14 protein-coding genes are annotated in these 14922 nt (G+C 61.9%); 9 read left to right on the plus strand and 5 right to left on the minus strand.

The window, feature by feature from the left end; all coding sequences use genetic code 11:
* The first annotated feature begins 70 nt into the window (after window positions 1-70).
* On the plus strand, window positions 71-1279 hold the full coding sequence (locus AC07OV_RS00230) for an HDOD domain-containing protein (protein ID WP_495091214.1): 1209 nt from the start codon (window positions 71-73) through the stop codon (window positions 1277-1279).
* Between the two features lie 185 nt (window positions 1280-1464).
* Here the strand turns inward: AC07OV_RS00230 and AC07OV_RS00235 are convergent, their stop codons facing one another.
* Together AC07OV_RS00235 and desA are read right to left on the minus strand one after the other, a co-directional pair.
* Window positions 1465-2466, minus strand: coding sequence for a sensor domain-containing diguanylate cyclase (locus tag AC07OV_RS00235; RefSeq protein WP_495091215.1), 1002 nt, complete (start codon window positions 2464-2466; stop codon window positions 1465-1467).
* A 188-nt stretch (window positions 2467-2654) separates the two neighbouring features.
* Complete coding sequence (gene desA, locus AC07OV_RS00240) at window positions 2655-3839, minus strand: delta-9 fatty acid desaturase DesA (RefSeq protein WP_176997401.1); 1185 nt, start codon at window positions 3837-3839, stop codon at window positions 2655-2657.
* 166 nt (window positions 3840-4005) lie between these two features.
* On the opposite strand from desA, the gene dibA reads away from it, so the two are divergent.
* From dibA to AC07OV_RS00270, 6 genes are all read left to right on the plus strand, one after another.
* Window positions 4006-5922 carry a phosphodiesterase DibA gene (gene dibA / locus AC07OV_RS00245; RefSeq protein WP_494996062.1) on the plus strand — a complete coding sequence of 639 codons (1917 nt, stop codon included), beginning with the start codon at window positions 4006-4008 and terminating at the stop codon, window positions 5920-5922.
* A 297-nt stretch (window positions 5923-6219) separates the two neighbouring features.
* Window positions 6220-6402 carry a sulfur starvation response protein OscA gene (gene oscA / locus AC07OV_RS00250; RefSeq protein WP_010565387.1) on the plus strand — a complete coding sequence of 61 codons (183 nt, stop codon included), beginning with the start codon at window positions 6220-6222 and terminating at the stop codon, window positions 6400-6402.
* Window positions 6403-6476: 74 nt separating this feature from the next.
* Window positions 6477-7487 (plus strand): sulfate ABC transporter substrate-binding protein, encoded by a 1011-nt coding sequence (locus AC07OV_RS00255; protein WP_016975030.1) that lies wholly within the window; start codon window positions 6477-6479, stop codon window positions 7485-7487.
* A gap of 153 nt (window positions 7488-7640) precedes the next feature.
* Window positions 7641-8459 (plus strand): sulfate ABC transporter permease subunit CysT, encoded by an 819-nt coding sequence (gene cysT / locus AC07OV_RS00260; RefSeq protein WP_012721625.1) that lies wholly within the window; start codon window positions 7641-7643, stop codon window positions 8457-8459.
* 13 nt (window positions 8460-8472) lie between these two features.
* Complete coding sequence (gene cysW, locus AC07OV_RS00265; RefSeq protein WP_176997399.1) at window positions 8473-9345, plus strand: sulfate ABC transporter permease subunit CysW; 873 nt, start codon at window positions 8473-8475, stop codon at window positions 9343-9345.
* Between the two features lie 3 nt (window positions 9346-9348).
* Complete coding sequence (locus AC07OV_RS00270) at window positions 9349-10329, plus strand: sulfate/molybdate ABC transporter ATP-binding protein (protein ID WP_176997398.1); 981 nt, start codon at window positions 9349-9351, stop codon at window positions 10327-10329.
* Between the two features lie 121 nt (window positions 10330-10450).
* On the opposite strand, the gene AC07OV_RS00275 is transcribed toward AC07OV_RS00270, so the two are convergent.
* The gene (locus AC07OV_RS00275; RefSeq protein ID WP_176997397.1) at window positions 10451-10978 is read right to left on the minus strand and encodes an Mpo1 family 2-hydroxy fatty acid dioxygenase; all 528 of its coding nucleotides are present in this window, start codon (window positions 10976-10978) and stop codon (window positions 10451-10453) included.
* A gap of 83 nt (window positions 10979-11061) precedes the next feature.
* Between AC07OV_RS00275 and AC07OV_RS00280 the strand changes: the two genes are divergently transcribed.
* Window positions 11062-11748, plus strand: a complete 687-nt coding sequence (locus tag AC07OV_RS00280) for a Crp/Fnr family transcriptional regulator (RefSeq protein WP_495091216.1) — start codon at window positions 11062-11064, stop codon at window positions 11746-11748.
* A gap of 106 nt (window positions 11749-11854) precedes the next feature.
* Here the strand turns inward: AC07OV_RS00280 and AC07OV_RS00285 are convergent, their stop codons facing one another.
* Window positions 11855-12859, minus strand: coding sequence for an AraC family transcriptional regulator (locus AC07OV_RS00285; RefSeq protein ID WP_495091217.1), 1005 nt, complete (start codon window positions 12857-12859; stop codon window positions 11855-11857).
* A 101-nt stretch (window positions 12860-12960) separates the two neighbouring features.
* Between AC07OV_RS00285 and AC07OV_RS00290 the strand changes: the two genes are divergently transcribed.
* Window positions 12961-14055 (plus strand): fatty acid desaturase, encoded by a 1095-nt coding sequence (locus tag AC07OV_RS00290; protein ID WP_494996065.1) that lies wholly within the window; start codon window positions 12961-12963, stop codon window positions 14053-14055.
* On the opposite strand, the gene AC07OV_RS00295 is transcribed toward AC07OV_RS00290, so the two are convergent.
* Entirely contained in the window at window positions 13946-14881 is a 936-nt protein-coding gene (locus AC07OV_RS00295; protein ID WP_176997393.1) for a LysR family transcriptional regulator, read from the minus strand. The genes AC07OV_RS00290 and AC07OV_RS00295 overlap by 110 nt on opposite strands.
* Window positions 14882-14922 lie beyond the last annotated feature (41 nt).

A 14922-nucleotide genomic window follows, 5' to 3' on the forward strand; every position in this document is an offset into this window, starting at 1 on the left:
TCAGTCCGTGTTCATTGTACGTAGGCGCCTTGATTGTCTAAGGTGCAAGCATTGCCGATGGAGCGTGCGGATGACTGCTGTTGATTTGCCAGCTGTACCCCGAGTGTTGATTGCCGAGGCGGACCCTTGGTCGCGGGATCTGCTCAAGCAAGTGTTATTGAATGTGCGCTGTGACGCGCGGCTGGATGTGTGTGCCGATGGGCACGAGGCCGCCACGTTGTTGCGAGACAAACCCTACGACCTGATCCTGGCGGATTGGGAGTTGCCGGGCATCGATGGCCTGAGCCTGCTGCGAAACGTGCGCCAGAAGCGCCGCTCGCCCCTGCTGCCGTTCATTCTGCTGAGCAGTCGCAATGACAGTGCCAGCGTGCGGGAAGCCCTGCCCCTGGCGCCGACCGCCTACCTGACCAAACCCCTGAATATGGAAGGCCTGACCCAGCGCCTGCAGGACCTGCTGCTCAATGAAGGCGAGAGCGTGTACTGCGAGATCCCCCCGCTGGCGCCGGGCATGACCTTGCCAGTGTTCCTGGAGCGCCGCCGCGAAACCTGCGACGGCGCGCCACTGCGGGTCGATGTGAAAGCCGCCGTGCAGCACAGCCTGGGCGCTGATGGCCTGGACCTCAAGCGCCTGGAAGACCGAGTGCGCATGGACCCGCAGATCACCGCCGTACTGATTGCCGCGGCCAACAGCGCCGGCCACCACGGCACACCGGTGCAGACCTTGCCTGCTGCGCTGCACAAGCTGGTGGCGGGGCAGAGCATGAACCTGATCCTCGGCCTTGCGCTCAAGCACAACGTGGTGCTGGGCGATCCGGCTTTGGTGGCCTACGCCGAGCGTCACTGGCAATTGTCCCAGGACACCGCCGACTACGCACGTCGCCTGGCGCGCATGCTGGAGCTGGACCACGAGCGCTGCTACAGCGCGGGAATCCTGCACCGGCTAGGCGACTTGGCGTTGCTGCGTTGCCTGGAAGACTGGCGCCAGGGTGGCGGTGCGTTGGATGACGAGATGATTGGTGAATCTCTCTACACCTTTGGCGCGGCTTACGGCTCGGCATTGCGCGCGCGTTGGCGCCTGCCGCTGGAACTGCGTCAGTTGATCGCGGCGATTTACTCATTGGAAGGCGGCGTGTACGCCCGGGATGCGCTGGTGGTGAACCTGGCGGCGCAGATGGCACGCCTGACCGAGCATGAGGGGCTGGAAGAGCTGGCCAAGAGCAAGACCGCACGGTTGCTCAAGGTGGGCTTGTCGGAACTCACCCGCGTCCGCAACGCCTGAAAAACACACAGCCCCCTGTAGGAGCTGGCTTGCCAGCGATCGCAATCGATCAGACAAAACATTTGGCACTGACCCACCGCTATCGCCGGCAAGCCGGCTCCTACGGATATACAGGGCCTTGGAGGACGACAAAATCCAAATGTGGGAGCGGCGGTTTTTAGTGTGGCCGATGAATGTGTTCGGCTTTAGCCAGCGATGACGCGGTTCTTGCCCTGCCGCTTGGCCTCGTACATGGCCGCATCGGCTCGTGCGAACAGGCTGTCGAGGGTTGAATCTTCCTCGCTGAGGCTGGCCAGGCCCTGACTGACGGTCACGGTAAACGCCTGGCCTTCGTAGCTGAAACTCAGCGCCTGGATCTCGTTGCCCAGCCGCTCGGCCACCTGCAATGCCATGTCCGGCGCACAACCGGGCAGCACCGCAGCGAATTCTTCGCCGCCAATACGCCCGAACAGGTCACCACGGCGCAACACACTTCGGCCGCTCTCGGCGATACGGCGCAGTACCTGATCGCCTTCCAGATGGCCGTAGGAGTCGTTGACGTCCTTGAAGTCATCAATGTCCAGCAGCAAAAAGGCCAGCGGGGCGCCCTGGGCGCAGGCGCTGTCGAACGCCTGGTTGGCACATTCGAAGAAGTGTCGACGGTTGCTGCTCTGTGTCAGCACATCGGTGGTGGCCAGGCGGTGCAGCTCAAGCTCAAGCTGCTTCTTTTCGGTGATGTCTTCGGCCATCCCGACCACGATCACCGGCTCGCCGGGCTCTACTTGCTGGTTGATGTAGCACTTGTCACTCAGCCAGCGGATCTGCCCGTCGGCGGTGATGATGCGGTATTCGCGGTCTTCCACGGCGCCGTGCTCCAGCACGCGGGCCAGGCTGTGTTCGGCGTAGTCGAGGTCTTCGGGGTGAATGCTGTTGCGCCATTCCCGATGGTCGGCCAGCAGCAAACCCGCCGAACGGCCAAACACCCGTTCATAGGCCGGGCTCACATACAGCACGCGACGCGTCTCCCAATCGATGGCCCACAGCACCGCGTTCACGCTGACCAGCAGCGAGCTGAGCAGTTGCTCGCGCTCGCTCAGGCGCTCGACCTCGCCTTGGGCATGCATCAAGGCCAGCAGGGTCGCCGCCGCGGCCGGGCGCGGGTGCTCGGCGGTGGGGGTGTCGGGCAGGTAGGGCTTTTCGGGGACCATCGGCACAACTCTCTCTGGGCGCGCCGCAGGATTGAACAGCGGTCACTACAAGGGGCCACCATGATGGCGAAGTGTTCTTTGAGAGAGGGGAATTGCGGTGAAGTTCCGTGATTGGCATGGATTGCCCGTGCCCGGAAAATGACGCCAAAAAGAGGAGGTGTGGGAGGGCGAGCCCTCCCACATCGCGCTTACACCGCTGCTGGACGCAGGGAGTAGGTCTTCAACTGGTGAGCAAAATCGCGCAACGACTGAATGCCACTGGCCTCGGCCTCGTGTACCCATTCCTTCATCGCCGCCAGCATATCGTGGCCATTGGAGCTGGTCTTGAGCCAGATCTGCTGCAGCGCCAGGCGCTTCTCGTAGATCACTTTCAGGGCCTGGCTGTGTTCCAGCATGCTCTGGATGCGCACGTGATGGCGGTCATCCAGCAAGCTGGTTTCACGCGACAGCAACCGCTTGGCCCGGTGGAACTGGTGGCGTACCGAATGATCGACCTTCTCCAGCTCCTGCTTGACCAGCGGGCCGATCACCAGCTTGCGGTACTGGGCCATGATCTGGAAGCGGTTGTTGAGGATCGCCATGGCAGTGTCCATGTCCAGGTGACCCTTGCCTTCCACGCGGTGGGCAATGGGCGCAACACGTTGCACCTTGGCCAAACGCAGGAAGCTGAACACCTTGATCCACGCCCAACCCAGGTCGAACTCCCACTTCTTCACCGACAGCTTGGCGGAGTTGGGATAAGTGTGGTGGTTGTTATGCAGCTCTTCGCCGCCGACGATGATGCCCCATGGCACCAGGTTGGTGGCGGCGTCACGGCATTCGAAGTTGCGGTAGCCCACGGCATGGCCGAGGCCGTTGATCACGCCGGCGGCCCAGAACGGGATCCACATCATCTGGATCGCCCAGATGGTGATGCCGATGGTGCCGAACAGCAGCAGGTCGATCACGCCCATGATCGCCACGCCCAGCAACGGGTAAGGCGTGTAGATTTTGCGTTCGATCCAGTCGTCCGGGCAGTTCTTGCCGTAGATGCGCAGGGTCTCGGGGTTCTCGGCTTCGGCGCGGTACAGCTCGGCGCCTTTGCGCAACACCGTGGACAGGCCCTTGATGACCGGGCTGTGCGGGTCATCGACGGTTTCGCATTTGGCGTGGTGCTTGCGGTGGATGGCGGTCCACTCGCGGGTGTTCTGCGCCGTGGTCAGCCACAGCCAGAAGCGGAAGAAGTGTTTCAGGCCACCATTGAGCTCCAGGGAGCGGTGCGCTGAATAACGGTGCAGATAGACCGTGACCCCAACAATGGTCACGTGGGTCATCAACAGCGTGACTGCCACCAGTTGCCAGGCTGACAGGTCAAGAAAACCGTTGTACCACATAGGCTGTATGGCCCTCAGATAAAGAAAAAAACAGCTCACGCATTATCACTAAGCCTACAGAGAAAACCAGCCGCCCTTTCAGATAGGAGTGACTGGATGTTTCTTATTCTATAATCCGCAGCCTTTGTAGGGCGATTCTGTTTTTTTGGTAAGGATTACTGACCATATGCTGTTTTCATACCGAGGTGCCCTGCGTGCGGGGCTGGTATACCTGTTGGTGTCCATTGCGTGGCTCCAGCTCAGCAACCATCTATTGATCAACTTTCTCGATGAGCCTGGGGAGTTGGGGCGCTGGCTGCAGGTGCGCGGCTATGTGTGGGTGGCCTTCAGCGCGCTGGCTATCTACCTGATTTGCGTGCGATTTGCCCGTACCCACCAACTGCAGCAGCCCTTGAAAGAGAACCGCGAGCGCCTGCGCCAGGCCGCCGCTGTGTTCGACTGCACCCGTGAAGGAGTGCTGGTCACCGACGCCAAGGGGCAGATCGTGCACGTCAACCGGGCGTTCATGGAAATCACCGGCTACAGCCGTGAAGACGTCATGGGCCAGCAACCGAGCCTGTTCAAGTCGGGGCGCCATTCGTCGAATTTTTATCAACAGATGTTCCAGACCCTGGCGCGCAACGGCGAATGGAGCGGTGAAATCTGGAACCGGCGCAAAAGCGGCGAGATTTATCCACAGTGGCAGACCATCCGCGTGATCCACGATGACCTGGGCCAGGTCAGCCATTATGTCGCGGTGTTTTCCGACATCAGCGCCATCAAGGACTCCGAGCACGAACTGGCTCACCTGGCCCACCACGATCCGCTCACCGACCTGCCCAATCGCCTGCTGTTCACTGACCGCGCCGAACAGGCGCTGGCCTCGGCTCAGGCCCACAAACGCGGCTGTGCCCTGCTGCTGCTGGACCTGGACCACTTCAAGATCATCAACGACAGCCTTGGCCACAACGTCGGCGACCAGTTGCTCAAGGTGGTCGGTGAGCGCCTCAAGGGGCTGTTCGGCCCCGGCGTGACCCTGGCGCGCCTGGGCGGTGACGAGTTCGCGGTGCTCGCCGAAAGTTGTCCACAGGTGGTGCAGGCGGCGGCACTGGCCCAGCGCATATTGGATGCGATGAAGCAGCCGTTCATCTTCGACGGGCACCAACTGTTTATCAGCGCGAGTATTGGCATCAGCCTGTTCCCCAGCGATGCCCTGAGCGCCGAACAGTTGCTGCGTAACGCCGACTCGGCGCTGTTCAAGGCCAAGAGTGCAGGGCGCGAAGGCTACGCCTTGTACACCGAAGAACTGACCGCCCATGCCCAGCACCGCGTCGAGATCGCCAGCGAATTGCGCCGCGCCCTCGACCAGCAGGAGTTACGGGTGTTTTACCAGCCCGTGCACGACCTTCACGGCAGTCGCCTGATCGGCGTAGAGGCGCTGGTGCGCTGGCAACACCCGGAGCGCGGCCTGGTGCCCCCGGGCGACTTCATCCCGATTGCCGAGCGCACCGGACTGATTGCCGACATCGATGCCTGGGTGATGGACCAGGCCTGCCGCCAGATGTGCCAATGGCTGGCTGACGGCGTGCCGTTGAGCTTCATCGCCGTGAATGTCTCCAGCCGACTGTTTGCCCGGCGCGAGCTGTATGAACAGGTCGCCCAGGTGTTGCACGACACCGGCCTGGACCCGGCTTTCCTGGAGCTGGAAGTGACCGAAAGCGCCGTCATGGATGACCCCGAAGAAGCCCTGGAGCAACTGCACCGCTTGCGTGAACTGGGCCTGCGCCTGGCCATCGACGACTTCGGCACCGGCTATTCCTCGCTGTTGCGCCTCAAGCGCCTGCCCGTGCAGAAGCTCAAGATCGACCAGGGTTTTGTCGCCGGATTGCCATGGGACGAAGACGACGCCGCCATCGTGCGCGTGGTGATCGCCCTGGCCAAAAGCATGGGCATGCAGGTGCATGCCGAAGGGATCGAGCAAATGGAGCAGGCGCGGTTCCTGTTGGAGCATGACTGCGACATGGGGCAGGGGTATTGGTTTGGAAGGCCGGTGCCGGCAGGTGAAATTGATTGGGACAGGGCTCCCTCGATCCGACAGGCATAACGCCGTCAATGTGGGAGCCGGGCTTGCCCGCGATGGCGGTCTTACATTCAAAATAGTGGGTGGCTGACACACCGTCATCGCGGGCAAGCCCGGCTCCCACAGGGTTCTGTAGCGCCCTTGAAGCAGTATTTCGAAGCCGAAAACTCTCGCAACCCCACGTCCTGCCAGAAAATTCTTTCTGGTTATATAAACATTCTTAAATAGTATTTTTAAGAATATCCGCGCTTATCTACTATCGCCCTCACGCCACAAGCAGTGCCGCCACTGCGAGGCACTATTCATTTCAGGAGCGAGACCATGAGCGCATCTCTACGTAGCGTCGACGGCCAGGACGAAGCAGCCATTTTGCGTGAGATCCAGAGCGCGTTGCGCGACCTGCGGTTTGGCGCGGTGGAAATCACGGTGCACAACGCCCAAGTGGTACAGATCGAACGCAAAGAAAAATTCCGTCTGCAGAACCCGGGCAACAAACCGGCGTAAGCAACCACGGCGATTCGCATGCTAGACCCGCAACTATAAGAAAAAGCCAACACCCAGAATTTTCAGGAGCTTCTATGTCGTCGATTCGCCGTTACGCCCTGGCCGCCCTGGCCAGCGCCGTGTTTGCAGGTTCCGCCGTTGCCAAGGACTACGAGTTGCTCAACGTCTCGTACGACCCTACCCGTGAGCTGTACCAGGACTACAACGCTGAGTTCACCAACTTCTGGAAACAGTCCCACCCCGGTGACAACGTCAAGATCCAGCAATCCCACGGCGGCTCGGGCAAACAAGGCCGTGCCGTGATCGACGGCCTGCGCGCCGACGTCGTGACCCTGGCCCTGGCCGGCGACATCGACGAAATCGCCAAGCTGGGCAAGACCCTGCCGGAGAACTGGCAGACCCGCCTGCCGGACGCCAGCACCCCGTATACCTCGACCATCGTGTTCCTGGTACGCAAGGGCAACCCTAAAGGCATCAAGGATTGGGGCGACCTGATCAAGAAAGACGTATCGGTGATCACGCCGAACCCGAAAACCTCCGGCGGTGCGCGCTGGAACTTCCTCGCCGCCTGGGCCTACGGCCTGAAAGCCGGTGGCAGCGAAGCCAAGGCCCAGGAATACGTGAAAGAGCTGTTCAAACACGTGCCCGTGCTGGACACCGGTGCTCGCGGTTCGACCATCACCTTCGTCAACAACGGTCAGGGTGACGTGTTGCTGGCCTGGGAAAACGAAGCCTTCCTGGCCCTGAAAGAAGACGGCGGCGCCGACAAGTTCGACATCGTCGTGCCTTCCCTGTCGATCCTGGCCGAGCCACCGGTGGCCGTGGTCGACAAGAACGCCGAGAAAAAGGGCAACACCGAGATCGCCACTGAATACCTGAAGCACCTGTACAGCCCGGCTGGCCAGGAGATTGCGGCGAAGAACTTCTACCGCCCACGCGATGCGAAAGTAGCCGCCAAATACGCCCAGCAGTTCCCGAAACTGGACCTGGTGACTATCGACAAAGACTTCGGCGGCTGGAAGACTGCCCAACCGAAATTCTTTAACGACGGCGGCGTGTTCGACCAGATCTACACCGCGCAGTAAACGCATGCCCTTGTAGGCGCTGGCTTGCCAGCGATGAGGCCAGAGAGAACACTGCAAGCCTCAAGGCCCCATCGCCGGCAAGCCGGCTCCTACAGTTAGAGCCCGCATTCATTTGCGGGTTTTGTATGTTTGTCCCCTTACTCAAGGACTCTTATGTCGCGTCGTATCTCCCCCGTCATACCCGGCTTCGGGCTGACGCTGGGCTACACCGTGGTGTACCTCAGCCTGATCGTACTCATCCCCCTTGCGGCGATGTTTGTACACGCCGCTCAACTCACCTGGGATCAGTTCTGGAACATCATCTCCGCACCGCGCGTGCTGGCGGCGTTGCAACTGAGCTTCAGCACCGCGCTGTACGCGGCGCTGATCAACGGCGTGATCGGCACACTGCTGGCCTGGGTGCTGGTGCGCTACACCTTCCCTGGCCGCAAGATCATCGACGCGATGATCGACCTGCCGTTCGCCCTGCCCACCGCCGTGGCCGGTATCGCGCTGACCGCGCTGTACACGCCTAACGGCCTGGTCGGCCAGTTCGCCGCCGACCTCGGCTTCAAGATCGCCTACACCCCATTGGGTATCACCCTGGCGCTGACCTTCGTCACCCTGCCGTTCGTGGTGCGCACGGTGCAGCCGGTACTCGCCGACATCCCCCGGGAAGTCGAAGAGGCCGCCGCCTGCCTGGGCGCCAAGCCGTTGCAGGTGTTCCGCTACATCCTCGTGCCCGCGCTGCTGCCTGCTTGGCTCACCGGCTTCGCCCTGGCGTTTGCCCGTGGCGTGGGTGAGTACGGCTCGGTGATCTTCATCGCCGGCAACATGCCGATGAAGACCGAGATCCTGCCGTTGCTGATCATGGTCAAGCTCGACCAGTACGACTACCGCGGCGCCACCTCCATCGGTGTGCTGATGCTGGTGGTTTCCTTTGTCCTGCTGCTGCTGATCAACTTGTTGCAGCGGCGCATCGAACGTCCATAAGGAGGCGCGGAACATGTCCCAATCGTCTATTTCCGCTGCGTCCTCGGCCAACGCTGCCCGCCGTGGCAGTGCTGCGTCGCGACGTATCCTGATCAGCCTTGGCTGGCTGGTGTTCGCGTTGTTCCTGCTGTTGCCATTGCTGATCGTGGTGACCCAAGGCTTGAAGAACGGCCTCGGCGCATTCTTCACCGCGATCCTGGAACCCGACGCGCTGTCGGCACTGAAACTCACGGTGATCGCCGTGGTGATCTCGGTACCGCTCAACGTGGTGTTCGGCGTCAGCGCCGCCTGGTGCGTGAGCAAGTACTCGTTCCGTGGCAAAAGCATCCTGGTCACGCTCATCGACCTGCCGTTCTCGGTGTCGCCGGTAATCGCGGGCCTGGTCTACGTATTGATGTTCGGCGCCCAGGGCTTCTTTGGCCCTTGGCTGGCCGACCACGACATCCAGATCGTGTTCGCCTTGCCCGGCATCGTGTTGGCGACCATCTTCGTCACTGTGCCGTTCGTGGCTCGTGAACTGATCCCGCTGATGCAAGAGCAGGGCACCCAGGAAGAAGAAGCCGCGCGGCTGCTGGGCGCCAACGGCTGGCAGATGTTCTGGCACGTGACCGTGCCGAACATCAAGTGGGGCCTGATCTACGGCGTGGTGCTGTGTACCGCACGGGCCATGGGCGAGTTCGGCGCGGTGTCGGTGGTGTCCGGCCATATCCGTGGCGTCACCAACACCCTGCCGCTGCACGTCGAGATTCTCTATAACGAATACAACCACGTTGCCGCGTTTGCGGTGGCCAGCCTGCTGCTGATCCTGGCGCTCTTCATCCTGCTGCTCAAGCAGTGGAGCGAGAACCGTATCAACCGCCTGCGCAAAAGCGCCGGTGAGGAATAAGTCATGTCGATCGAAGTCCGTAATGTCAGCAAGAACTTCAACGCCTTCAAGGCCCTGAACAGCATCAATCTGGACATCCAGAGTGGCGAGCTGGTGGCTTTGCTGGGCCCGTCCGGCTGCGGCAAGACCACCTTGCTGCGCATCATCGCAGGCCTGGAAACGCCAGATGACGGCAACATCGTGTTCCACGGTGAAGACGTCTCCGGCCACGATGTGCGTGATCGCAACGTCGGGTTTGTGTTCCAGCACTATGCGTTGTTCCGCCACATGACCGTGTTCGATAACGTCGCCTTCGGCCTGCGCATGAAGCCGAAGAACCAGCGCCCGACCGAAAGCCAGATCGCCAGCAAAGTGCACGAACTGCTGAACATGGTGCAGCTCGACTGGCTGTCGGATCGCTATCCGGAACAACTCTCTGGCGGCCAGCGTCAGCGTATCGCCCTGGCCCGCGCCCTGGCGGTTGAACCGAAAGTGCTGCTGCTGGACGAGCCCTTCGGCGCCTTGGATGCCAAGGTGCGTAAAGAACTGCGCCGCTGGCTGGCGCGCCTGCACGAAGACATCAACCTGACCTCGGTGTTCGTGACCCACGACCAGGAAGAGGCCATGGAAGTCGCCGACCGCATTGTGGTGATGAACAAGGGCGTGATCGAACAGATCGGCTCACCGGGCGAAGTCTACGAAAACCCGGCCAGCGATTTCGTCTATCACTTCCTCGGCGACTCCAACCGCCTGCACTTGGGTGAAGACCAGCACGTGCTGTTCCGCCCGCATGAAGTGTCGTTGTCGCGTCACGAGCTGGAAGACCACCACGCGGCCGAAGTGCGTGACATCCGCCCATTGGGCGCGACCACCCGCGTGACCTTGAAAGTGGAAGGCCAGAGCGAACTGATCGAAGCCGAAGTGGTGAAGGACCACGACAGCCTCACCGGTTTGGCGCGTGGCGAGACCCTGTTCTTCAAGCCCAAGGTCTGGCAAAAAGCTTAATCCCACCCATCCCCCCTGTGGGAACCGGGCTTATGTGGGAGCTGGCTTGCCTGCGATAGCATCACTGCGGTGTGACTGACACACCGAGGTGATTCCATCGCAGGCAAGCCAGCTCCCACATTCAGACCTTTCTTGGCTCCAGATCGCGGCGGGTTACAGGCCCCGATCGCTCTTCGATCTGCTGCTTGAGGTCACCCCGCAACCCCACCAGAAACGCCAACTCCGCCACCACAAACAGCGGCCCGACGATCAGCCCCGACACATCGTCGACGAACGCTGGCTTGCGCCCTTCGTAGTAGTGCCCGACAAACTGGATCACCCAGCCCACCACAAACATCCCGATACCGCTGCTCAGCCACACCAGTGTGCTCTGCGCGGCCAGCACGTGCCCGGCCCACACCGACAAGCCCATCAGCACCGTCATCAGCACGCCCAAGGCCAATTCCAGGCGCAGGTAAAACCACGCGGAAAACAGCGCGAGCAGAACGGCGGGTGAGAGCCAGAGCCCGCCTACGGTCCATTCGGGGCGGGATAACAGCACCGCCACTGCGACGACGATCAGCGGAATGCCGATAAAGTGGCTGGCGATATTGCGTGGGTCACGGTGGTAGGCAGCATATTGACTGAGGTGGTCGACGAGGCTTTTCATTGTTGTTCCTCCTGTAGGATGCTGGATCATGCCCTGTCAGCCTTTGCCTGACTGTCAGCTGGGCGACAATCTTCGGAGTTCTCATGGACGCAGAGCAATGGCACGCGCGGCTGGCCATCGGTCATTGGTTCAGCCACCTGCCGTCATCTTTTCAGCATAGCCTGCTGGCCCAGGCCCGGCTGCGCTCGCTGGTGGCGGGGCAGACCCTGTTCAAGCGCGGCGATCCGCCGTGTGGTTTGTATGCCGTGCTCGAAGGCACCTTGCGCATCAGCGCGGTGAACGAGCAGGGCAAGGAAGCGATATTGAGCCTGGTGGAACCGCCTTACTGGTTCGGCGAAATCTGCCTGTTCGACGGCTTGCCACGCACCCACGACGCCTGCGCCGTCGGGTCGTGCACTTTGTTGCAGGTGCCGCAGCAGGCGTTGTTGAATATCCTTGATGACGCCCCGCACTACTGGCGCAACCTGGCGCTGTTGATGAGCCAGAAACTGCGTCTGAGTTTTATCGGCCTGGAACAGCTCAGCCTGATGCCGGCCCCGGTGCGCCTGGCCCACCGCTTGTTGATGATCGTTGAAGGTTATGGCGACATCGAACACTCCAGGCGCGTGCTGCAACTGCCCCAGGAAGACTTGGCGGCGATGTTGAGCCTGTCGCGCCAGACCACCAATGCGTTGCTCAAGGACCTGCAGGCCCAGGGCGTGGTGCGTTTGGGCTATGGCGAAATTGAAGTGCTGGATGTGCAGCGGCTGCGGGAGGTTGCACATACCTGAGGGGACCCCATCGCGGGCAAGCCCGCTTGCTCCCACAATTGGAATGCGTACCCCTGTGGGAGCTGGCTTGCCTGCGATGAGGCCCTCAAAAACACTACAGAGCCCGCTACCGCAACCCATCCCGAAACTGCCCCGGCGTCAGCCCCGTCCAACGCTTGAACGCGCGGTTGAAACTGCTGGTATCGGCAAACCCCAATAAGTGACTGATCTCTGCCAATGAACACTGCGGGTCGCGCAAATGCAGCAACGCGAGGTTCTCCCGGCACTCATTGAGCAACGCATCAAACCTGCACCCCTCGTCCGCCAGATGCCGCTGCAGGCTGCGCAAACTCAGGTGCAGCGCCTGGGCGACGCGTTCGGCACTCGGCTCGCCATCGGGCAGCTGCGCTTCGATCACCCGGCGCACCTTGCGCTCCCAGGTCAGCGGTTGCAGTTGGGCGAGGGTGCGCTTGAGCACGGTCTCGTTGTGCTCGGCCAGCTCCGGGTTGGCATCGTCCAGGTGGCTGTCGAAGTCGTGGGCGGCGAACTCCAGGCGGTCTTCCTCGGCGGCAAAAAACACCGGAGCGCGAAACACCGTGTGCCACGGCTGGGGATCGGCCGGTTCAGGCCGGCGCAGGTACACCGCCAGCGGTGCGTACTCACGGCCCAGCCGGTTGCGACACGTGCGCACGTAAATCGCCGCAAACGCATCGATGGCCTCGAACGCCGGCGCCGGGCTGCCCTCAGGCTGCAGCAGGCGGAAACGGTAACGCTCGCCGTCTCGACTAAGCTCCAGGGCCAGGGCATCGCTGACCACCTGGTGATAGCGCACGATGCGCTCGAACACCTCGCGCAGGCTGCCGCTGGCCACCAGCGCATAGCCCAGCGCATGAAAGGTGGTGGGGCTGACAAACCGCGACACGCGCAAGCCGATTGCCGGGTCCCCGCTGGCCTGCACGGCCAGCGCCCACAAGCGTGTGGTGGCCGACAGCGGGTAGCGCGCATTCGGGTCGTCCATGTGCTGCGGGTCGAGCCCGGCCTGCGTGCACAGCGCGGCACTGTCGAGGCCCAAGGCATCGAGCTGCTTGCGCAGGGCGCGGGTCCAGCTGGCGAGTGAGGTGGGTTCGGTCATGGCGATTGGCGCTTGCGGTCAACAGGTTGGCGTCCGGGGCTAGCGTCCTGCGAGATCGCTTGGGGCAGGATGGGCGCATCAATAAGCAAGAGGATGGAAGCATGGACGGTACTTCTGCAAGTCCCCAGCAGATGAACGCGCAACAGCGTTCGGCGCATATCCGTGACGTGGTGCTGGCCGAAGGCATGCGCCTGCGCCAACAACACCCCTGGCTGCTGCATCAGGACGCGCTGGGCGCGGGCATCCTGGTGTTTGCGTTGGTGGGCATGGTCGGCTCTGCGGCGCTCTATATCACGGGCCACATGGCCTGGTGGGTGTGCCTGCTGCTCAATGCGTTCCTCGCCTCACTGACCCACGAGCTGGAACACGACCTGATCCACAGCATGTACTTTCGCAAGCAGCGCCTGCCGCACAACCTGATGATGGGCCTGGTGTGGCTGGCGCGGCCGAGCACGATCAACCCGTGGGTGCGCCGGCATCTGCACCTCAACCACCACAAGGTTTCCGGCACTGAAACCGACATGGAAGAGCGCGCCATCACCAACGGTGAACCCTGGGGTTTTGCGCGGTTACTGATGGTGGGTGATAACGTGATGTCAGCGTTTATCCGCATCCTGCGAGCCAAGAGCTGGAAGCACAAACTCAGCATCCTCAAACGCTCGCTGCTGGTGTACGCACCGCTGGCGCTGCTGCATTGGGGCGCGTGGTACGTGTTCCTCGGTTTTCACGCGGCGAATGGCGTCGCCAGCCTGCTGGGCACGCCCATCGACTGGTCAGCCACCACGCTGCACGTGATGCAGGTGATCGATATCGCCGCCGTCGTGATCATCGGCCCCAACGTGCTGCGCACCTTCTGCCTGCACTTTGTCAGCTCCAACATGCACTACTACGGCGACGTGGAGCTGGGCAATGTGATCCAGCAGACCCAGGTGCTCAACCCCTGGTGGATGTGGCCGTTGCAGGCGTTCTGCTTCAACTTCGGCAGCACCCATGGCATTCATCATTTCGTGGTGAAGGAGCCGTTCTACATCCGTCAGATGACCGCCAGGGTGGCGCACAAAGTCATGGCCGAGATGGGCGTGCGCTTCAATGATTTCGGGACGTTTGCCCGGGCCAATCGGCTTGGCTTTCCACCGCCAGCAGGGTTTCGATCAGCGCCTTCGCCGCAGGCGACAAACGCACCCCAGCGCGGCTGATCACGCCGCAACGGTTGCTCAGACTGTCGAGGTTGTGAGGCAGGTTGCGCCAGTGCAGCACCTTCAGTGCGCCGCTGGCCAATTCATCGACGAACGCCTCTTCGGCGCCCAGGCCAATGGCGTCGGACTGGCGCACGATGGTGGCCAGCGCCGAGAACTGTTCAAGCTCGATAGCGGGCGCAAAATCGATGCGTCCGCTGAGGTTAGCGAGCAGTTTGCGAATACCCGGTGCAATCAACGGCGTAGCCAGTGGGAAACCAAACAGGTCGTTGGTGGACAGGCTGTCCTTGGCCAATAACGGGTGCCCGGCCCGGCAGAAAAACACGCTGCGCCGGGGCGTCAGGGCCTGGATCTGGAAGTTGGGGTCAGCCTCGAAGTGGCGCACATCGGCGATAAAGAATTCGATCTCCTCGCGGCTCAGGCTGCGCCCGAGCTTTTCCCAGTTATCCACCTGCAATGCGGTGCGTACCTTGGGGTAGGTGGTGATAAACCGCGCCATGGCCTGGGGCACCAGGTTCACGGCCGCCACAGCGTCGCTGCCCAGGCGTACTTCACCGGCGTCGAGCTTGGTCATGCGCGTGACTTCATGACTGAGCAGCGCGGCGCCCTGGACCAGGCTCAGGGCATGTTGCAGCACCACCTGGCCTTCGGGTGTGGGGCGCAGGTCCTTGTGGGCGCGGTCCACCAGCACGCAGCCGAACTCCTGTTCCAAACCCTGGATGCTGCGGCTGAACGCCGGCTGTGTGATGCCCATGGCGTCGGCGGCGCGCACAAAACTGCGGTGCTCGTTGAGCGCGATGAAGTAGCGCAGCTGACGAAGATCCATGGGGCGCCCGGCGTCCAAGAGGGGAACCGGGATTTTAAGGG

Source organism: Pseudomonas sp. GW821-FHT09A09 (assembly GCF_059418405.1).

Bases quoted from the DNA above. Each gene is read 5' to 3' on its own strand.
- AC07OV_RS00230 (WP_495091214.1), top strand. From the start codon at position 71: ATGACTGCTGTTGATTTGCCAGCTGTACCCCGAGTGTTGATTGCCGAG.
- AC07OV_RS00235 (WP_495091215.1), bottom strand. From the start codon at position 2,466: ATGGTCCCCGAAAAGCCCTACCTGCCCGACACCCCCACCGCCGAGCAC.
- desA (WP_176997401.1), bottom strand. From the start codon at position 3,839: ATGTGGTACAACGGTTTTCTTGACCTGTCAGCCTGGCAACTGGTGGCA.
- dibA (WP_494996062.1), top strand. From the start codon at position 4,006: ATGCTGTTTTCATACCGAGGTGCCCTGCGTGCGGGGCTGGTATACCTG.
- oscA (WP_010565387.1), top strand. From the start codon at position 6,220: ATGAGCGCATCTCTACGTAGCGTCGACGGCCAGGACGAAGCAGCCATT.
- AC07OV_RS00255 (WP_016975030.1), top strand. From the start codon at position 6,477: ATGTCGTCGATTCGCCGTTACGCCCTGGCCGCCCTGGCCAGCGCCGTG.
- cysT (WP_012721625.1), top strand. From the start codon at position 7,641: ATGTCGCGTCGTATCTCCCCCGTCATACCCGGCTTCGGGCTGACGCTG.
- cysW (WP_176997399.1), top strand. From the start codon at position 8,473: ATGTCCCAATCGTCTATTTCCGCTGCGTCCTCGGCCAACGCTGCCCGC.
- AC07OV_RS00270 (WP_176997398.1), top strand. From the start codon at position 9,349: ATGTCGATCGAAGTCCGTAATGTCAGCAAGAACTTCAACGCCTTCAAG.
- AC07OV_RS00275 (WP_176997397.1), bottom strand. From the start codon at position 10,978: ATGAAAAGCCTCGTCGACCACCTCAGTCAATATGCTGCCTACCACCGT.
- AC07OV_RS00280 (WP_495091216.1), top strand. From the start codon at position 11,062: ATGGACGCAGAGCAATGGCACGCGCGGCTGGCCATCGGTCATTGGTTC.
- AC07OV_RS00285 (WP_495091217.1), bottom strand. From the start codon at position 12,859: ATGACCGAACCCACCTCACTCGCCAGCTGGACCCGCGCCCTGCGCAAG.
- AC07OV_RS00290 (WP_494996065.1), top strand. From the start codon at position 12,961: ATGGACGGTACTTCTGCAAGTCCCCAGCAGATGAACGCGCAACAGCGT.
- AC07OV_RS00295 (WP_176997393.1), bottom strand. From the start codon at position 14,881: ATGGATCTTCGTCAGCTGCGCTACTTCATCGCGCTCAACGAGCACCGC.